Origin of the sequence: Enterobacter sp. DSM 30060, from assembly GCF_013375955.1 — a bacterium.
Taxonomy (GTDB): Bacteria; Pseudomonadota; Gammaproteobacteria; order Enterobacterales; family Enterobacteriaceae; genus Enterobacter; species Enterobacter intestinihominis.
Map to the genome: position 1 here is coordinate 3,621,901 of NZ_CP056118.1, position 17,274 is coordinate 3,639,174.

20 protein-coding genes are annotated in these 17,274 nt (G+C 53.2%); 10 read left to right on the forward strand and 10 right to left on the reverse strand.

Features of this window, described 5'->3' with window-relative positions:
- The first annotated feature begins 9 nt into the window (after window positions 1-9).
- The 4 genes from chbA (at window position 10) to chbG (ending at window position 3,430) form a co-directional block, all read left to right on the forward strand.
- On the forward strand, window positions 10-357 hold the full coding sequence (chbA, locus tag HWQ15_RS17210; protein ID WP_022647820.1) for a PTS N,N'-diacetylchitobiose transporter subunit IIA: 348 nt from the start codon (window positions 10-12) through the stop codon (window positions 355-357).
- A gap of 29 nt (window positions 358-386) precedes the next feature.
- Complete coding sequence (gene chbR / locus HWQ15_RS17215) at window positions 387-1,205, forward strand: transcriptional regulator ChbR (protein ID WP_022647821.1); 819 nt, start codon at window positions 387-389, stop codon at window positions 1,203-1,205.
- 108 nt (window positions 1,206-1,313) lie between these two features.
- Complete coding sequence (locus HWQ15_RS17220) at window positions 1,314-2,669, forward strand: 6-phospho-beta-glucosidase (RefSeq protein ID WP_022647822.1); 1,356 nt, start codon at window positions 1,314-1,316, stop codon at window positions 2,667-2,669.
- 11 nt (window positions 2,670-2,680) lie between these two features.
- On the forward strand, window positions 2,681-3,430 hold the full coding sequence (gene chbG, locus HWQ15_RS17225) for a chitin disaccharide deacetylase (RefSeq protein WP_063149524.1): 750 nt from the start codon (window positions 2,681-2,683) through the stop codon (window positions 3,428-3,430).
- Window positions 3,431-3,522: 92 nt separating this feature from the next.
- Here chbG and katE read toward each other — a convergent pair whose 3' ends face one another.
- On the reverse strand, window positions 3,523-5,772 hold the full coding sequence (katE, locus tag HWQ15_RS17230; protein ID WP_063149523.1) for a catalase HPII: 2,250 nt from the start codon (window positions 5,770-5,772) through the stop codon (window positions 3,523-3,525).
- A 201-nt stretch (window positions 5,773-5,973) separates the two neighbouring features.
- Here katE and cedA point away from each other — a divergent pair, with 201 nt between their 5' ends.
- On the forward strand, window positions 5,974-6,213 hold the full coding sequence (gene cedA, locus HWQ15_RS17235; RefSeq protein WP_022647825.1) for a cell division activator CedA: 240 nt from the start codon (window positions 5,974-5,976) through the stop codon (window positions 6,211-6,213).
- A 48-nt stretch (window positions 6,214-6,261) separates the two neighbouring features.
- On the opposite strand, the gene tcyP is transcribed toward cedA, so the two are convergent.
- The 4 genes from tcyP to hxpB form a co-directional block, all read right to left on the reverse strand.
- Complete coding sequence (tcyP, locus tag HWQ15_RS17240) at window positions 6,262-7,653, reverse strand: cystine/sulfocysteine:cation symporter (protein ID WP_022647826.1); 1,392 nt, start codon at window positions 7,651-7,653, stop codon at window positions 6,262-6,264.
- A 127-nt stretch (window positions 7,654-7,780) separates the two neighbouring features.
- On the reverse strand, window positions 7,781-8,371 hold the full coding sequence (locus HWQ15_RS17245) for a metal-dependent hydrolase (RefSeq protein WP_015570742.1): 591 nt from the start codon (window positions 8,369-8,371) through the stop codon (window positions 7,781-7,783).
- Window positions 8,372-8,466: 95 nt separating this feature from the next.
- Window positions 8,467-9,228 carry a 2-dehydro-3-deoxy-D-gluconate 5-dehydrogenase KduD gene (kduD, locus tag HWQ15_RS17250; protein WP_063149522.1) on the reverse strand — a complete coding sequence of 254 codons (762 nt, stop codon included), beginning with the start codon at window positions 9,226-9,228 and terminating at the stop codon, window positions 8,467-8,469.
- A 128-nt stretch (window positions 9,229-9,356) separates the two neighbouring features.
- Entirely contained in the window at window positions 9,357-10,028 is a 672-nt protein-coding gene (hxpB, locus tag HWQ15_RS17255; protein WP_022647828.1) for a hexitol phosphatase HxpB, read from the reverse strand.
- Window positions 10,029-10,169: 141 nt separating this feature from the next.
- Here hxpB and HWQ15_RS17260 point away from each other — a divergent pair, with 141 nt between their 5' ends.
- A complete protein-coding gene (locus HWQ15_RS17260) occupies window positions 10,170-10,706 on the forward strand; it encodes a YniB family protein (RefSeq protein WP_015570741.1) in 537 nt (178 codons plus the stop codon).
- A 32-nt stretch (window positions 10,707-10,738) separates the two neighbouring features.
- Here HWQ15_RS17260 and HWQ15_RS17265 read toward each other — a convergent pair whose 3' ends face one another.
- The 3 genes from HWQ15_RS17265 to pfkB form a co-directional block, all read right to left on the reverse strand.
- On the reverse strand, window positions 10,739-11,599 hold the full coding sequence (locus tag HWQ15_RS17265; protein ID WP_022647830.1) for a fructosamine kinase family protein: 861 nt from the start codon (window positions 11,597-11,599) through the stop codon (window positions 10,739-10,741).
- A gap of 105 nt (window positions 11,600-11,704) precedes the next feature.
- The gene (gene ghoS, locus HWQ15_RS17270; protein WP_003857822.1) at window positions 11,705-11,995 is read right to left on the reverse strand and encodes a type V toxin-antitoxin system endoribonuclease antitoxin GhoS; all 291 of its coding nucleotides are present in this window, start codon (window positions 11,993-11,995) and stop codon (window positions 11,705-11,707) included.
- Window positions 11,996-12,086: 91 nt separating this feature from the next.
- Window positions 12,087-13,019 (reverse strand): 6-phosphofructokinase II, encoded by a 933-nt coding sequence (pfkB, locus tag HWQ15_RS17275; RefSeq protein WP_022647831.1) that lies wholly within the window; start codon window positions 13,017-13,019, stop codon window positions 12,087-12,089.
- Window positions 13,020-13,036: 17 nt separating this feature from the next.
- Here pfkB and HWQ15_RS17280 point away from each other — a divergent pair, with 17 nt between their 5' ends.
- The 3 genes from HWQ15_RS17280 to HWQ15_RS17290 all read left to right on the forward strand — a co-directional run bounded on the left by HWQ15_RS17280 (window position 13,037) and on the right by HWQ15_RS17290 (window position 14,571).
- A complete protein-coding gene (locus tag HWQ15_RS17280; RefSeq protein WP_063149521.1) occupies window positions 13,037-13,309 on the forward strand; it encodes a hypothetical protein in 273 nt (90 codons plus the stop codon).
- 5 nt (window positions 13,310-13,314) lie between these two features.
- A complete protein-coding gene (locus HWQ15_RS17285) occupies window positions 13,315-14,073 on the forward strand; it encodes a YdiY family protein (protein WP_022647833.1) in 759 nt (252 codons plus the stop codon).
- Window positions 14,074-14,337: 264 nt separating this feature from the next.
- Complete coding sequence (locus tag HWQ15_RS17290; protein WP_032622263.1) at window positions 14,338-14,571, forward strand: hypothetical protein; 234 nt, start codon at window positions 14,338-14,340, stop codon at window positions 14,569-14,571.
- Between the two features lie 149 nt (window positions 14,572-14,720).
- Here HWQ15_RS17290 and yniD read toward each other — a convergent pair whose 3' ends face one another.
- Window positions 14,721-14,828, reverse strand: a complete 108-nt coding sequence (gene yniD / locus HWQ15_RS17295; protein WP_003857815.1) for a small membrane protein YniD — start codon at window positions 14,826-14,828, stop codon at window positions 14,721-14,723.
- 98 nt (window positions 14,829-14,926) lie between these two features.
- Window positions 14,927-15,019: a stress response membrane protein YncL gene (gene yncL, locus HWQ15_RS17300; protein ID WP_071785204.1), complete on the reverse strand. Its 93-nt coding sequence runs from the start codon at window positions 15,017-15,019 to the stop codon at window positions 14,927-14,929.
- Window positions 15,020-15,342: 323 nt separating this feature from the next.
- Here yncL and thrS point away from each other — a divergent pair, with 323 nt between their 5' ends.
- Window positions 15,343-17,271: a threonine--tRNA ligase gene (gene thrS / locus HWQ15_RS17305; protein WP_006809077.1), complete on the forward strand. Its 1,929-nt coding sequence runs from the start codon at window positions 15,343-15,345 to the stop codon at window positions 17,269-17,271.
- Window positions 17,272-17,274: the final 3 nt, after the last annotated feature.

The window sequence follows — 17,274 nt, forward strand, 5'->3', positions numbered from 1 at the left end:
AGCTTAAAGATGTTAGATTTAGAGAGTATCGTTGCCGAAGAAACCGCAGTGAACGATCTGGAAGAGGTGGTGATGGGGCTCATCATCAATTCCGGGCAGGCGCGAAGCCTGGCGTATGCGGCGCTTAAGCAGGCTAAGCAGGGCGATTTTGTTGCCGCGAAAACCATGATGGAGCAGTCCCGTACGGCGTTAAACGAAGCGCATCTGGTGCAGACGAAACTCATCGAAAGCGACCAGGGCGAAGGAAAGATGAAAGTGAGTCTGGTGCTGGTACATGCGCAGGATCACCTGATGACCTCCATGCTGGCGCGCGAGATGGTAGCGGAGCTCATCGAGCTTCACGAGAAGATGCAGTAAGTCTGAACAGGCACCAGGAGGTCAGCACGATGGAAATCAAAACCGCACATGAGCAGCAGCTGTTTAATGGCAAGAATTTTCACGTGGTGATTTACAACAAAACGGAGAGCGCCAGCGGTCTGCACCAGCATGACTACTACGAGTTCACGATTGTTCTGACCGGCCGCTACTATCAGGAGATTAACGGTAAGCGCGTCCTGCTTGAGCGTGGCGATTTCGTCTTCCTGCCGATGGGGTCCTATCACCAGAGCTTTTATGAGTTTGGTGCGACGCGCATTCTTAACGTAGGGGTGAGCAGGCGTTTCTTCGAGAAGCACTATCTGCCGCTGGTTCCGTTCTGCTTTGTGGCGTCACAGGTGTATCGCGTTAAAAATGAGTTTATGACCTGGATTGAAACGGTTATCGCCTCGCTGAATTTCCGCGACAATGAATTTGATGAATTTATTGAAACCGTGACGTTCTACGTCATGAACCGTCTTCGCCATCACCGTGAAGAACAGCAGGTGGTGGATGATATTCCTCAGTGGCTGCGCAGTACCGTGGAGCTGATGCACGACAAAGGACAGTTCAGCGATAACGCCCTGGAAAACATGGTGGCGCTGTCGGGTAAATCGCAGGAATATTTAACGCGTGCCACGCAGCGCTATTACCGTAAAACGCCTGTTCAAATTATTAATGAAATCCGCATCAATTTTGCCAAAAAACAGCTGGAAATTACTAACTACTCTGTCACCGATATCGCTTACGAATCGGGTTACAGCAGCCCCAGCCTGTTTATTAAAACCTTTAAGAAAATGACTTCATTCACACCGAACAGTTACCGCAAAAATTTAACGGTAATTAATTAACTTTCGGCGGTTATCCGCCAGGAATATTGACGTAATGGCTTGCCCAAATAGCGGGAAGAGTACGCTATACCTTGCAGGCGATTACCCTGATAAGCTAAGGGAGAGTTTATGCAAAAGAAATTAAAAGTCGTAACCATTGGTGGCGGCAGCAGCTATACCCCGGAATTACTTGAAGGTTTCCTGAAACGTTATCATGAATTACCGGTCAGCGAATTATGGCTGGTAGATGTTGAAGAAGGTCAGGAGAAGCTAAATATTATTTTTGAACTGTGCAAACGCATGGTTGAAAAAGCAGGCGTGCCTTTAACCGTGCATAAAACGCTGGATCGCCGCCTGGCGCTGAAAGATGCTGACTTCGTGACCACCCAGCTGCGCGTCGGCCAGCTGAAGGCGCGTGAGCTGGACGAGCGTATTCCGCTGAGCCACGGTTATCTGGGCCAGGAAACCAACGGGGCAGGTGGCCTGTTTAAAGGTCTGCGTACGATTCCGGTCATTTTTGACATCATTAAAGACGTGGAGGAGATCTGCCCGAACGCGTGGGTGATTAACTTTACCAACCCGGCCGGGATGGTCACCGAGGCAGTCTATCGTCACACCGGTTTCAAACGCTTTATCGGCGTCTGCAATATTCCGATCGGCATGAAGATGTTCATCCGCGATGTGCTGGCGCTAACCGATAACGATGAATTGTCCATTGACCTGTTCGGCCTGAACCACATGGTCTTTATCAAAGATGTGATTGTGAACGGGCAATCGCGCTTTGCGGAACTGCTTGATGGCGTTGCCTCTGGTCGCCTGACCGCGGCCTCGGTGAAAAACATCTTCGATCTGCCGTTCAGCGAAGGGCTGATCCGCTCCCTGAATCTGCTGCCGTGCTCGTATCTGCTTTACTACTTCAAGCAGAAAGAGATGCTGGCGATTGAAATGGGCGAATACTACAAAGGTGGCGCACGCGCTCAGGTTGTACAGAAAGTAGAGAAGCAGCTTTTTGATTTGTATAAAGATCCGAACCTGAACGTCAAACCGAAAGAGCTTGAGCAGCGCGGTGGGGCATACTATTCAGATGCCGCGTGTGAAGTGATCAACGCCATTTACAATGACAAGCAGGCCGAGCACTATGTGAACGTTCCGCATCATGGGCACATCGACAATATCCCGGCAGACTGGGCCGTAGAGATGACCTGCATCCTTGGGCGCGAGGGTGCAAAACCGCATCCCCGCATTACCCACTTCGACGATAAGGTGATGGGCCTGATTCACACCATCAAAGGCTTTGAAGTGGCGGCGAGCAATGCGGCCCTGAGCGGCGAGCTGAATGACGTGCTGCTGGCGCTGAACCTGAGCCCGCTGGTGCATTCTGACCGTGACGCTGAAAAACTCGCGAGTGAGATGATCCTGGCGCATGAGAAATGGCTGCCAAACTTTGCTGCAACGGTTGAGAAACTGAAACTCACACACCGTTAAGAGGAGGCGCGATGGAAAACCTGCTGATCGTCAATGCCGATGATTTCGGCCTGTCAAAAGGGCAGAACTACGGCATTATCGAAGCCTGTCGCCGGGGCGTCGTGACCTCTACAACAGCGCTCATCAACGGTGAGGCGGTGGAACATGCGGCGCAGCTAAGCCGTGAGCTGCCCGAACTGGGCGTGGGCATGCACTTTGTGCTGACGCTTGGGTTGCCCCTTTCACCGATGCCGGGGCTGACGCGCGACGGACAACTGGGTAAATGGATTTGGGAAATGGCGGAGCAGGACGCTCTGCCGCTCGATGAGATTGCCCGCGAGCTGGATTGCCAGTTTAACCGCTTTGTGGATGTGTTTGGCCGCGAGCCCACCCATATCGACAGTCATCATCATGTGCATATGATCCCGGCGATTTTCCCGCTTGTGGCAGAATTTGCCAAACGTAAAGGCGTGGCGATGCGCGTGGATCGGGAGGTGCGCGGACTGCCGGACGTTGCGGTGACGTCAACGGAGGGGTTCAGCAGCGCATTTTATGGCGACGATATCGACGAAGCGCTGTTCCTGAAGGTGCTGGATGCCTCCGCCGCAAAAGGGGAGCGCTCGCTTGAGGTAATGGCGCATCCGGCGTTTGTCGATAACATCGTACGTAAGAGCGCCTACTGCTGGCCGCGTCTGGCGGAACTGGACGTGCTAACGTCGGCGTCGTTGACGTATGCGATTGCCGAGCGTGGGTTTCGTCTGGGGACGTTCAGGGATTTGTGAGCAAAATAAAGCCCGGGGACGGCTTCGCCTTACCGGGCCTACAACATCAGTCGAAATATAGGCCGGGTAAGCGTATCGCCACCCGGCTTTTTTTACGCCGGTATCTGGTCAATCTTGCTGCTGCGCGACCACACGCGGTGCGCGGCGAGCAGGTCAAACAGCCGGGTCATAAACGCATCGTCAATGTTATCACCTTCGACAATGCCTTCTTCCCCTTGATCCGGTACCTTCAGCAGCGATTTAAACTTCCGCGCATCGCCTGCGAGGGCGATTGGCTTCAGGTGCTTATAGGCTTCCAGCATATAATAGGCGGCATCACCGTTACCGAGCAGACTCTCAACGTCGCCGCACGGCATAATCACCGCATCAACCGTCAGGGACGGTGCCCCGGCAAAGGTCGCGGCAATCGGCAGGACGGAGCCATCATCGGCCGTCACTTCACCCATGCGTGAGTAAAGCAGTTTGGCATGTACGCCCTGAGTCTTGAGCGCCCTCATGATCCCCAGCACGTCGCTGGCGCGCGGTTTATCGTTCAGCAGGATAGCCACTACGCGGCCTTTGATCGTCCCGCCAGGTACCGCGTACAGGCTCAGGGACGGATCCTTCTTAAGCCCGTTCACGTCTTTAGGCGGTGCAGCATGGCATTGCTCGTCAGTCAGCGTAATGCCGAGATTATTCGCTACGCCCTGAGCAAGCTGGATATCAATATGCGCCAGATGGTCGACCACGCGCTCGCGAATGTAGGTACGCACCACTTTGCTCAGCTCGAAGCTGAAGCCGCCGATAATGTGCTGCTGTTCGATCGGGGTCTGGCTGTTCCAGAACAGGCGAGGCTGAGCGTAATATTCGCCGAATGACGGGCTGCGCTCGCGAATTTTTGTTCCGTCCACGCGCTCCTGATACGACTCGAATCCGCCACGTTTTGGCCCCGGCGGGGTTTCACGCGGCCAGTTATCGTTAATGGAGTTCGGCTCGTAGTTCGCCGGGTTGGTATCGATATCCTGGCGATGCATCCCGTCACGCTGGAAGTTATGGTACGGACAGGTCGGACGGTTGATTGGGAGCTCATGGAAGTTAGGTCCACCAAGACGGCTGATCTGCGTATCGGTGTAAGAGAACAGACGACCCTGCAGCAGCGGATCGTTGGTGAAGTCCAGCCCCGGCACAATATGGCCCGGGTGGAACGCTGCCTGCTCATTTTCCGCGAAGAAGTTATCCGGGTTGCGGTTAAGCACCATTTTACCCACCAGCTGAACCGGCACCAACTCTTCAGGAATAAGCTTGGTCGGGTCGAGCAGGTCGAAGTCGAATTTGAACTCGTCTTCTTCCGGGATCAGCTGTAACCCCAGCTCGTATTCCGGGAAATCACCGGCTTCAATGGATTCCCACAGTTCGCGACGGTGGAAGTCCGGATCGCGTCCGGTCAGCTTCTGCGCTTCATCCCACACCAGCGACGCTTTCCCTGCGACCGGTTTCCAGTGGAAACGCACAAACGTCGCTTTACCTTCAGCGTTAATCAGACGGAAGGTATGAATACCAAAGCCTTCCATGGTGCGATAGCTGCGCGGGATCCCCCGGTCAGACATCGCCCACATCACGTTGTGAAGGGTTTCCGGTTGCAAGGAGACGTAGTCCCAGAATGTGTCATGCGCACTTTGTCCCTGCGGTATGGCCCAGTGTGGTTCTGGTTTTACCGCATGGACAAAGTCAGGGAACTTATGCGCGTCCTGTATGAAGAAAACCGGGGTGTTATTCCCGACGAGGTCGAAAATGCCCTCTTCGGTATAGAATTTGGTGGCGAAGCCGCGGATATCACGCACCGTGTCGGCCGAACCCGCGCCGCCCTGTACGGTAGAGAAACGCACAAACACCGGTGTGATTTTGTTCGGATCGGAAAGGAAATCTGCTTTGGTGATCTCCTTCAGGCTCTTGTACGGCTGGAAATAGCCGTGCGCCGCGGAGCCGCGAGCGTGGACGATACGCTCAGGGATACGCTCATGGTCGAAATGGGTGATTTTTTCGCGCAGGATGAAATCTTCCAGCAGCGTCGGGCCGCGCGTTCCGGCGCGCAGGGAGTTCTGATCATCGGCAATGCGAACGCCCTGGTTCGTGGTCAGCGCATGGCCTTCACCGCCCTTGCGGTGAGGATCGAGCGATTTCAGCTTTTCGTTTTCCGTTTCCGGGGCTTTCATGCTGCCCGGGGCGGTAGGCTGTTCACCCGGTGCGGAAGGACCCGGTGATGGTTTGTGTGAGCCGTCGGCTGGGGCAAGTGAGTCCATTCCCGGTTGAGATTCTTCAGTCCCATGAATGGGTGACTGATGTGGTTTATCATTGTTCGACATTGCACGCTTCTCCTTTGTTCATTCCTAAAAACCCTATTAAGGATAGAACAATGTTAAGAATTAGCAGGCGAACTAAGCGTTTTCAGATATTGATTAGCGAAAGGAGCCATCTGCGATACGTCAGGCGCGACGGGCGGGGGGAGAATCGGCTATGATAGAAATTTCCTGCTTTAAGAATTTGCTTTAGTGAACCCGTCGCTTATGAAACCTCTTCGTCAACAAAACCGCCAGGTTATTAGCTATGTACCCCGCGTTGAGCCCGCGCCGCCAGACCATGCCCTGAAGGTGGATGGTTTTCGCGATGTCTGGATGCTGCGGGGTAAATACGTTGCCTTCGTGCTGATTGGCGAGCACTTCCGTCGCTCCCCTGCGTTTACGGTGCCGGAATCGGCGCAGCGATGGGCAATGCAGACCCGCCAGGATGAAGAGGTTGAAGAATAACAGCCATAAAAAAACCGCCCGATGGCGGTTTTTTTATTTCAGCAGTGATTAACGATGTGCCAGTTCGGCATCATCTTCACTGTCGAGAATCGTTTTGTCGGTCTGCTTCAGCCACTGGCTGGTCAGGGTACCGGCGGTCATTGAACCACTCACGTTCAACGCGGTACGACCCATATCGATCAGTGGTTCAACAGAGATCAGCAGGGCAACCAGCGTTACCGGCAGCCCCAGCGCAGGCAGAACGATCAGCGCAGCGAAGGTCGCGCCGCCGCCCACGCCCGCAACACCGGCGGAGCTAATGGTCACGATACCGACCAGCGTCGCAATCCAGACCGGATCCAGCGGGTTAATACCCACGGTTGGGGCAACCATCACGGCCAGCATCGCCGGGTAGAGACCCGCACAGCCGTTCTGCCCGATGGTGGCGCCAAAGGAGGCCGAGAAGCTGGCGATAGACTCGGGTACGCCCAGACGACGTGTCTGTGCTTCCACGTTCAGCGGAATCGATGCCGCGCTGGAACGGCTGGTGAAGGCGAAGGTCAGCACCGGCCAGACTTTGCGGAAATATTTCAGCGGGCCAACGCCGTTCACCGCCAGCAGGATGCCGTGCACAACAAACATGATGCCCAGACCGAGGTACGAGGCAATCACAAAGCTGCCAAGCTTGATGATGTCTTGCAGGTTAGAACCTGCCACGACTTTGGTCATCAGCGCCAGGACACCGTATGGCGTCAGCTGCATGACCAGACGCACCAGCTTCATTACCCAGCTTTGCAGGGTATCGATGGCAGTCAGAACCCGCTCGCCTTTCGGCGCATCGTCCTTCAGCAGCTTCAGCGCAGCCACGCCCAGGAACGCAGCGAAGATCACTACGCTGATAATGGAGGTTGGGCTTGCACCGGTCAGGTCAGCAAACGGGTTTTTCGGAATGAAGGAGAGCACCATCTGCGGAACGGTCAGATCGGCCACTTTACCCACGTAGTTGGTCTCAATCGCCGTCAGACGCGCGGTTTCAGCGCTACCCTGCACCAGACCTTCAGCAGTCAGGCCAAACAGATTGGTAACCAGCACACCCACCAGCGCCGCAATCAGCGTGGTGAAGAGCAGGGTGCCAATGGTCAGGAAACTGATTTTACCCAGTTGAGAAGCATTATGCAGCCGGGCTACGGCGCTCAGAATTGAGGCGAATACCAGCGGCATAACGATCATTTGCAGCAGCTGTACATAGCCGTTACCGACAATGTTGAACCACTGAATGGAATCTTTCAGTACCGGGCTGTCGGAGCCGTAAATAGCGTGTAAGGCCAGGCCAAACACCACGCCCATGACCAGACCAACCAGTACCTTTTTCGCCAGGCTCCACTGTTTGTGGCGAGCCTGGGCGAGAAGCAATAGCAATACGACGAACACAACAATGTTCGCGATGAGTGGAAAATTCATCCCCGTTCTCCTGATTTATTATACGGTCGGTTTTTACCGAACCTGTTGGCGCAAGGTTATCAGAAGTGTGATGTGGCGCTTATATCCATATGGAATGGTTTATGACAAAAGTGATTGTATTGCCGGTTTAATGCTCAATCTGGTGATTAATAAAACGATTGAACTGAAATTGCAGCGAGTTGATCATCTGCGATGACCAGCGCACTGCACCATTTTCGGGCAATGTCTGCGGCATCCAGACGGCATAGGCAAACAGCGCCATGCACAGAACGCGCTCCAGCTGGTTGCCTTTTTGCGGCACGAGGATTGGCAGGCGGAAACGCCAGCGGCAGGGCCAGAGCAGCGGAACGCCCGCTGGCGTCAGCATATCGGCGAGGATATGGCTTAAGTAGCCGAGCACCATGCCCTGAATGGCATCCGCCGGGACTATCCAACTCTCGGGAACCTTCAAATAGAAGAGTGTAAGCAGGCCAAATACGGCCAGCAGGCTGTGGGTAAACCCGCGATGACCAAAGGCTCTGGCGATGGGTTTTGAAATCCACTTCAGCCGCTGACCAAGGAATGATTTTGGATGGTCGATGTCCGGCAGCAGGCAGGTCAGCACGGCAGAAGGGACAATATGCCACCAGTCCCCCTGGGCCAGCACAGGGGTCAGTTCAGCGTTTTTAGCAAACACTGCACAGGCAAGTGAAAAAAGCAGGTGGCCTTCCGCCGTCATGATAAAACCCGGTAAACTGTCAATCCATACAGTATAGGGTTTTTATACAGTGTGTGAAAGAGGTGACGGTGTAACTCTTTGTCACAAACCGGCGGTTAGCGCGCCAGCCAGCCACCGTCTACGGCAAGGGTATGGCCGTTAACGTAATCCGACGCCGCCGAGGCCAGAAACACCACCGGACCCTGTAAATCCTCCGGAAGTCCCCAGCGGCCCGCCGGAATACGGTCGAGGATCGCCTGGCTGCGCTGCTCATCATCGCGAAGTTGTTGGGTGTTATTTGTCGCCATATAACCCGGCGCGATAGCGTTCACGTTAATACCTAGCGGCGCCCATTCGTTTGCCAGCAAGCGGGTGAGCCCGAGTACGCCGCTTTTCGAAGCCGTATAGGACGGCACCCGAATGCCGCCCTGGAAGGAGAGCATGGAGGCAATGTTAATAATCTTGCCGCCCTGACCCTGCACGATAAACTGTTTCGCTACTGCCTGAGAGAGGAAAAAGACCGATTTCAGATTGAGATCGATGACCTCGTCCCAGTCCTTCTCGCTAAATTCCAGCGCATCGCACCGACGAATGGTGCCGGCATTGTTAACCAGAATATCGATGCGGCCCATCTCTGTGATGGCGGTATCCACGACGCTCTGAATACTCTCATGCTTGCCGAGATCGGCGCGAATTGCGATAAAGCGCCGTCCCAGCGCCGTGACGCGCGCTGCCGTTTCGTCAGGAACCTTGCGGTTTACCCCCACGATATCGCATCCTGCCTGGGCGAGGGCAATGGCCATGCCTTGCCCCAGACCGGTATCGCACCCGGTCACCATCGCCACTTTTCCTGCCAGAGTAAAAACATCCAGTATCATACGCGCCTCAGAAGTCAGGTTATTGTCATTCTGCACGTAAGGATAGGAGTCTGGAATGAGAAAAGCAAATAAAGTAAAACGTTGTTTTAATTTTGTGATACAGGCAGCCGAAGCTGCCTGAAAGAGCGTTACTCTCCGCGCAGATGGCGGGCAGTCAATTCTTCAAGAGACGTCAGCCTGACATCCGCGAGGGCAAAGCGGGGATCGTGTCGGCCTTCTTCAGCCGGCACAACGATGGAGCGCATACGTGCGGCTTTGGACGCCACCATGCCGTTAACCGAATCTTCCAGCGCCACACAGGTAAGCGGATCCAGCCCCAGTTTCGCGGCGCAGTCCATATACACCTGCGGATGTGGCTTGCTGTAAGGAAGCTTTTCGGCCGAGGCCAGCGCGTCGAAGCTGTCGCGCAGCCCGAACATCGTCAGCACTTTTTCCAGCATATGCAGAGGTGAGGCAGAGGCAAGCCCCACTTTCAGCCCTTGCGCCTTGCACAGGGCGATAGCGTCGCGTACGCCCGGTAACAGAGGCTTATTCTCTTCTACAAGGGAGATAGCACGGTTGATAATGCGCGCCGTAACTTCGTCGCGATCCGGGCCAACCCATGGCTGGTGGGCATACCAAAGGTCAACCACCATATCGATGCGCAGCCCCAGGGTATCGGGAAGCTCATTACGACGACTGATATCGACGCCGAGGCTGGCCATCACGTCCAGTTCAGCCCGATCCCACAGGGGTTCGGAATCAATCAACAATCCATCCATGTCAAAAATAGCGGCAAGTATCTGGCGCGGTGTCGACATTACAACATCTCCTTATCTTGGGGGTAAGACGAACGGTGCTAAGCACAAGCAATTTAGCATATTGCATTCAAAGATCGGGCGAAAATGACCGACAGCAGGTAGACTTAGGCACAAATAACGCGTCTTTATGAAGAGGAACTAATGACGTATCAACAAGCTGGACGCATCGCAGTCTTAAAACGTATTGCTGGTTGGGTTATTTTCATTCCCGCCCTGATTTCAACGCTGATCTCCGTACTTAAATTTATGTACGATCACAGCGAAAAACAGCCGGGCATTAATGCCGTCATGCTTGATTTTGCCCACGTCATGATTGAGATGATGCGGTTTAACACCCCATTCCTGAACGTCTTCTGGTTCAACTCGCCCACCCCGGATTTTCACCACCAGCTGAATGTCGGGTTCTGGATAATCTATGCGTTGATCTTTATCGCGATGGCGTTGCAGGCCTCCGGCGCGCGCATGAGTCGCCAGACCCGCTTTTTACGCGAAGGGGTGGAAGATCAGCTGATACTTGAGAAGGCGAAAGGCCCTGACGGGATGAGCCGCGAGCAGATCGAATCGCGCATTGTCGTTCCGCGTCATACCATTTTTGTGCAGTTTTTCCCGCTCTACATCCTGCCGGTTATTATCATTGTGGCCGGGTATTTCTTCTTTACGCTGCTCGGCTTCCTGTAATGTCAAAGGGGGCGTATTGCCGCCCCCTCCCGCTATGCCGCCAGGATACGATCCAGCGCCCGCTGGGCATTCACCAGATGACTCCCGCCAAACAAAATCGCCCGGTTTAGCAAGGTGTACAGCTGATAAACCGGCTGACGTTCAAGGAAACCCGCAGGTAACGGCGAGACAGACTGATAGCCATCATAAATTTGCGGCGGCTGTTCAGGGTGCAACGGCAGCATCGCGAGGTCACATTCTCTGTCGCCCCAGTAGCAGGCCGGGTCAAATATATAGGGACCATCAGGCCCAAGCGCGCAGTTGTTCGACCATAAATCACCGTGCAGAAGGGAAGCCTGAGGCTGATGCGAAGCCAGACGCTGCTGAATGTGTTCAACAATCGCGTCGATGTTGCCGAACGCTAGTCCCTTTTCAGCGGCCAGCTCCAGCTGCCAGCCTATGCGCTGCTCGGCGAAAAAAGTCGACCAGCGGCGTTGCCACGCGTTTGGCTGTGGGGTGGTAGAGAGGTCGTTATCGAAATCGAGCCCAAACTGAGGTTGATCGCTCCACTGGTGCAAACGGGCGATCTGTTGGCCTAGAATAAAGGCGTTGTGCGCATCCAGAGGGCGCGCCGGAAGATAGTTCATCACCAGAAAGCTGTAGTCACGATCGCTGCCAACGGCTAAAACCTGTGGAACGTTGACTGTTTTACTGCGCGATAACAACTCAAGCTGATCGGCTTCGGCCGTAAAAATGGGGAGCAATTCGCGCTCATCACATTTTACGAAGAGATCGCGCCCGGCGTAACGTAAATGCCATGCGGCATGGATCTCTCCGCCTGGCAGTTCGTTACGCAGTTCAATTTCACCTTCACCCAGTTGCTCACTTAAAAGATGACTGATAGCCTGCCACATGATGTCTCTCCCATGTTGTCTGCCAGATCATAAAGTTAGCGCAAAACGGCTATAAAAAAACAGGAACTAACGCACAACTGAGCGGTTTAATTTTGTACAGGGCACTTATTGCTCTTTTTTATGCCAGTTTTCCCAGCTATCCACATCAATTTCCGTGGCTTTGTCAGTCACGCTTTCCACCAGGCTACTGGCCAGCGCCTTCACCTCCTCCTGACTCAGCGGGCTTATCAGGCCAAAGGCCAGCGAGCCGAGATCGTGAATATTGCCCTCATCGTCCGTCAGCGTGAGCAGAAAATTCGCCCGCGTGAAAGCGTTGTTGAGTTCATTCAGTTCGGTCAGCGATGCTTCATGAATATTGACGGTTACGACGTAGCGGGTGATATCACCACTGCTCATAATTCACCTCGTTGTTATCCTGAAAGTTTTCTTAGCATAGTCGATAAGCCATATTTGGCGACTTCCCCCTCCACGGGAAGGGGAAGCACGTTCAGCTTCTCGCCAGGTAATCGACAATTTTCTGAGTATCCGCAAGCGAACACAGACGGGTTCCCTGATTGATGGTGGCAGCGCTCCCTGCCGCGACGCCATAGCGTGCCATCTCCAGAAGCGAAGCGCCCTGCGCCAGCTTCAGCACCATCGCGCCAACCATACTGTCACCGGCACCCACGGTACTCTGACTTTTCATCGGCGGTGGAACAACCTGCACGCAGCCCGTCTTGTCGACGGCCAGCGCACCCTGAGGACCGAGAGAGACTACAACGCGATGCGCTTTGCCCGTGCGTACCAGCTCTTCTGCGGCAGTACGCACGTCATCAGGCTGGTTGAGCTCGCGATTGACAAGCGCACTGAGCTCTTTCTGGTTAGGTTTGACAAGTTCAAGTTGTCCGGGCTCTAACGCCGCCTTCAGGGCATCGCCTGAGCTATCGACAATGCAGCGGATGCCGCGCTGGAGCACCGCCTGAACCAGTGCCGTCAGCTTTTCTGTTTTGACGCCCGGCGGCAGGCTACCGCTGATCACCAGCAATGAGCCGCTTTCAATGGTCAGCACTTTCTCTTCCAGTTGACGAAACTCATCATCGCTCAACTTCGCCCCTGGCATCACAAAACGATATTGCTCGCCGCTGGATTCAACATGGACATGCAGGTTTTGCCGGGTCCAGTCTCTGGCGTCAACGGTATCTACGGCAACCTGTTCATCTGCCAGCAACGCAACCAGATGCTCACCCGTGGCGCCGCCAGCGGGGAAGATGGCGGTTGCTTTTCCGCCGAGATGGGTAATGGCACGCGCCACGTTAATGCCGCCGCCGCCCGGCTCAAACACCGGCGCGCTACAGCGCAGCTTACCTTCCGGATAGATTTGCGGCGTCATGGTCGCAGAGTCGAGGGAAGGGGAGAGCGTCAGCGTGTAAATCGAAGCCATCATGACCTCCTTTTATCATGGGTTATTTTAAGCCTGGCACCGTTTGGCAGGAAGGCAACGTAAATAACAGTATGATTTTAAAAATGAATGCTGACAAAAAACCTTGGCCGGGTATATACATTAAATCGCGTTTTGGGATGGTTCTTATTCAAAAAATGAAAGAAGAAATTATTGCTATGTTATTTGCGGCTTTTTATAATTTGTTACCTTTCTATGGTCGCCTTGTCATTGATCCGCAAGAAAGTTTCCGAGACCGTGACGGTCTCTTTTTATGTTGTACGGACTCCTAAAATAAATGAAGCTTTTGAAGACAGTACCCGCAGCACTGATGCTGGCGGGTGGCGTATTTGCGTCACTGAATGCAACCGCCGATGATACCGTTTTTACTGTCATGGACGATCCCTCCACTGCCAAAAAACCCTTTGAAGGTAACGTGAATGCCGGGTATCTGGCGCAATCCGGTAACACGAAAAGCTCCTCCATGACCGCAGACAGCACCCTGACCTGGTACGGCAACACCACGGCCTGGTCGCTGTGGGGCAATGCCAGCAACACGTCTGCTAACGATGAACGCTCCTCTGAGAAATACGCGGTAGGTGGGCGTAGCCGTTACAACATGACAGATTATGACTACCTGTTCGGGCAGGCGAGTTGGCTTACTGACCGCTACAACGGCTATCGCCAGCGCGATGTCATGACTGCGGGTTATGGTCGTCAGTTCCTGAATGGACCGGTGCACAGCCTCCGTTTTGAATTCGGTCCGGGTGTCCGTTACGACGAGTACACCAACGGCGAAGATGAAACCCAGCCGCTGGGTTATGCATCGGGCACCTACGCATGGCAAATGACTGACAACGCTAAATTCACCCAGGGTGTGTCGGTGTTTGGTGCTGAAGATACAACGCTGAACTCTGAAAGTGCGTTGAACGTGGCTATCAACGAACACTTTGGACTCAAGGTGGCGTACAACGTAACCTGGAACTCATCACCGCCTGATTCCGCGCCGGAACATACCGATCGCCGAACCACGATTTCTTTAGGTTATAAAATGTAATTTCTTCGGGCCGGGACTATTCTCGGCCTGTTTTTTATTTTTTGAAACTGTGCTTATTTATATTAAACGGCGTTTTGAAATAATAGGCATGCTTTCGTCTTCATAATTTCTCCATAATTAGGCGACCAGGCCTTATTCAGTTTATTTGACACGATTTGATAAATAATTTGACTAGGCAAAAGTGTGATCCAGATCTACACTTACGGCACAGGCAAAAAACTCGCCTCAGGCATTTCTGCATTAATTAAGTATGAGAACAGAATTATGAAAAAAATCAAAACCGCTACAGCAGCGATGGTGCTTTCCGCACTTTCATTTGGCGTATTTGCTGCTGATAATATGACGCAACCTGCCAGTGACGTTAACAGCCCAGTCGGGATCGCTAAAGCCTCTGATGTTGAAGCAGGCTCCAACATTGCCCCTGGCTCCCAGTCTACCGGCCAGTCAATGAATGATGCATTTGATGTACACAAGCTGGTGGCGGGTGAGTGGTCCTGATATTTCAATTGCCACATGTGATGGAATATATACGCTGTCCCAGCCTGGCGAAAACCGGATTATGACGTACCGGTTTTGGACCATAAATTATCGTAAAGATAGTTAAGATTTATTCAGTAAATTCACGGCACGTTTTCGCTGACATAATATTAGCCCCAGATCATCGCGGCCCAACGCAGCAGCAACATCGCGCCGCAAATAGCGATTAACACCACGACCATTTTCCAGTGCTTAACGGCAAATCTTTTTGTAGGCATAACCCAATCCTTGTCAGTTGATACCCTTAGTCTACCAAAGTCTGCGCCAGAAAGCGCTTTACCCGGGACAACAGGTTATGCCAGAACAGCGGTTCGGCTTAAAACCAGTGGAATCTGTCGGCCAGTATCAATACCAGACCAGCAGCGGAAAGTAGATTCAATATCACAACGGTTCTGCTCGATACATTCATGTGATACCCCTTCGATGTTTAAGGACCAGATCAAGAATAGCTCAGCACTTTCGGATTGCGAGCCCCCGTCAACAAAAGTTCATGACCGCAGACATAAGAATGAGCGGTTCAAATCGGTCGCGGGAAGGTGCATTCGCCCTGTTAATAGTGTTACCATTACGCTGCTTGCCGTAAATCCGCATTTATCTGAATCGGCAGGTGCATGATGACGAACCAATTTGACGATTGTTGGTCAGATGGTTTCGTAATCTACTGTTAAATCACGATTATTTTCTTTGTATATGCTCTTATGTGTGGGGCATCACTGCAAATAAGGATATAAAATGCCTGTAATTACTCTTCCTGATGGCAGCCAACGCCATTTCGACCACGCTGTAAGCCCAATGGATGTTGCACTGGATATCGGTCCTGGACTCGCAAAAGCAACCATTGCAGGCCGCGTAAACGGTGAACTGGTAGACGCGTCCGATCTGATTGAAAGCGATGCAACGCTTGCGATCATCACCGCGAAAGACGAAGAAGGTCTGGAGATCATTCGTCACTCCTGTGCGCACCTGTTAGGTCATGCTATTAAGCAGCTGTGGCCCAACACCAAAATGGCGATCGGCCCGGTTATCGACAACGGCTTCTACTACGACGTTGACCTTGACCACACCCTGACACAGGAAGATATCGACGCGCTCGAAAAACGTATGCATGAGCTCGCCGAAACGAACTATGACGTCATCAAGAAGAAAGTCAGCTGGCATGAAGCGCGTGAAACCTTCGTGAAGCGCGGCGAGAGCTATAAAGTCTCGATTCTTGATGAAAACATCGCTCATGATGACAAGCCTGGCTTGTACCATCACGAAGAATATGTCGACATGTGCCGTGGACCGCACGTGCCGAATATGCGCTTCTGTCATCACTTCAAACTGATGAAAATCGCAGGCGCCTACTGGCGTGGCGACAGCAACAATAAAATGTTGCAGCGTATCTATGGTACCGCATGGGCCGATAAGAAAGCCCTGAACGCGTACCTGCAACGCCTGGAAGAGGCGGCTAAGCGTGACCACCGTAAAATCGGTAAGCAGCTTGACCTGTATCATATGCAGGAAGAAGCGCCGGGGATGGTGTTCTGGCATAACGACGGCTGGACAATCTTCCGTGAACTGGAAACGTTCGTGCGCTCCAAGCTGAAAGAGTACCAGTATCAGGAAGTGAAAGGCCCGTTCATGATGGACCGTGTGCTGTGGGAAAAAACCGGCCACTGGGACAACTACAAAGATGCGATGTTCACCACTTCGTCTGAGAACCGTGAATACTGCATCAAGCCAATGAACTGTCCGGGCCACGTTCAGATCTTCAACCAGGGTCTGAAATCCTACCGCGATCTACCGCTGCGTATGGCGGAGTTCGGTAGCTGCCACCGTAACGAGCCATCAGGTGCGCTGCACGGTCTGATGCGTGTTCGTGGCTTTACTCAGGATGATGCGCATATCTTCTGTACTGAAGATCAGGTACGTGATGAAGTTAACGCCTGTATTCGTATGGTCTACGATATGTACAGCACCTTTGGCTTCGAGAAGATCGTGGTCAAACTCTCAACGCGTCCGGAAAAACGTATCGGTAGCGATGAGACATGGGATCGCGCAGAGGCGGATCTCGCCGTGGCGCTGGAAGAGAACGGTATTCCGTTCGAATACCAGCTGGGCGAGGGCGCATTCTACGGTCCAAAAATTGAATTTACCCTGTATGACTGCCTCGATCGCGCATGGCAGTGCGGAACGGTACAGCTGGACTTCTCCCTGCCGCAGCGTTTAAGCGCCTCTTATGTTGGTGAAGACAACGAGCGTCAGGTGCCGGTTATGATTCACCGTGCGATTCTCGGTTCACTGGAGCGCTTCATCGGCATCCTGACTGAAGAGTTCGCGGGCTTCTTCCCAACCTGGCTTGCGCCAGTGCAGGTAGTTGTGATGAACATTACCGATTCTCAGGCGGATTACGTTAAAGAATTGACGCAGAAACTACAAAATGCGGGCATTCGCGTAAAAGCAGACTTGAGAAATGAGAAGATTGGCTTTAAAATCCGCGAGCACACTTTACGTCGTGTCCCGTATATGTTGGTCTGTGGTGATAAAGAGGTGGAAGCAGGCAAAGTTGCCGTTCGCACCCGCCGTGGTAAAGACCTGGGGAGCCTGGACGTAAGTGAAGTGATTGAGAAGCTGCAACAAGAGATTCGCAGCCGCAGTCTTCAACAACTGGAGGAATAAGGT

Excerpts from the sequence above, each read along its gene's own strand:
- chbA (WP_022647820.1), top strand. The coding sequence starts at position 10 with ATGTTAGATTTAGAGAGTATCGTTGCCGAAGAAACCGCAGTGAACGAT.
- chbR (WP_022647821.1), top strand. The coding sequence starts at position 387 with ATGGAAATCAAAACCGCACATGAGCAGCAGCTGTTTAATGGCAAGAAT.
- HWQ15_RS17220 (WP_022647822.1), top strand. The coding sequence starts at position 1,314 with ATGCAAAAGAAATTAAAAGTCGTAACCATTGGTGGCGGCAGCAGCTAT.
- chbG (WP_063149524.1), top strand. The coding sequence starts at position 2,681 with ATGGAAAACCTGCTGATCGTCAATGCCGATGATTTCGGCCTGTCAAAA.
- katE (WP_063149523.1), bottom strand. The coding sequence starts at position 5,772 with ATGTCGAACAATGATAAACCACATCAGTCACCCATTCATGGGACTGAA.
- cedA (WP_022647825.1), top strand. The coding sequence starts at position 5,974 with ATGAAACCTCTTCGTCAACAAAACCGCCAGGTTATTAGCTATGTACCC.
- tcyP (WP_022647826.1), bottom strand. The coding sequence starts at position 7,653 with ATGAATTTTCCACTCATCGCGAACATTGTTGTGTTCGTCGTATTGCTA.
- HWQ15_RS17245 (WP_015570742.1), bottom strand. The coding sequence starts at position 8,371 with ATGACGGCGGAAGGCCACCTGCTTTTTTCACTTGCCTGTGCAGTGTTT.
- kduD (WP_063149522.1), bottom strand. The coding sequence starts at position 9,228 with ATGATACTGGATGTTTTTACTCTGGCAGGAAAAGTGGCGATGGTGACC.
- hxpB (WP_022647828.1), bottom strand. The coding sequence starts at position 10,028 with ATGTCGACACCGCGCCAGATACTTGCCGCTATTTTTGACATGGATGGA.
- HWQ15_RS17260 (WP_015570741.1), top strand. The coding sequence starts at position 10,170 with ATGACGTATCAACAAGCTGGACGCATCGCAGTCTTAAAACGTATTGCT.
- HWQ15_RS17265 (WP_022647830.1), bottom strand. The coding sequence starts at position 11,599 with ATGTGGCAGGCTATCAGTCATCTTTTAAGTGAGCAACTGGGTGAAGGT.
- ghoS (WP_003857822.1), bottom strand. The coding sequence starts at position 11,995 with ATGAGCAGTGGTGATATCACCCGCTACGTCGTAACCGTCAATATTCAT.
- pfkB (WP_022647831.1), bottom strand. The coding sequence starts at position 13,019 with ATGGCTTCGATTTACACGCTGACGCTCTCCCCTTCCCTCGACTCTGCG.
- HWQ15_RS17280 (WP_063149521.1), top strand. The coding sequence starts at position 13,037 with ATGGGTTATTTTAAGCCTGGCACCGTTTGGCAGGAAGGCAACGTAAAT.
- HWQ15_RS17285 (WP_022647833.1), top strand. The coding sequence starts at position 13,315 with ATGAAGCTTTTGAAGACAGTACCCGCAGCACTGATGCTGGCGGGTGGC.
- HWQ15_RS17290 (WP_032622263.1), top strand. The coding sequence starts at position 14,338 with ATGAAAAAAATCAAAACCGCTACAGCAGCGATGGTGCTTTCCGCACTT.
- yniD (WP_003857815.1), bottom strand. The coding sequence starts at position 14,828 with ATGCCTACAAAAAGATTTGCCGTTAAGCACTGGAAAATGGTCGTGGTG.
- yncL (WP_071785204.1), bottom strand. The coding sequence starts at position 15,019 with ATGAATGTATCGAGCAGAACCGTTGTGATATTGAATCTACTTTCCGCT.
- thrS (WP_006809077.1), top strand. The coding sequence starts at position 15,343 with ATGCCTGTAATTACTCTTCCTGATGGCAGCCAACGCCATTTCGACCAC.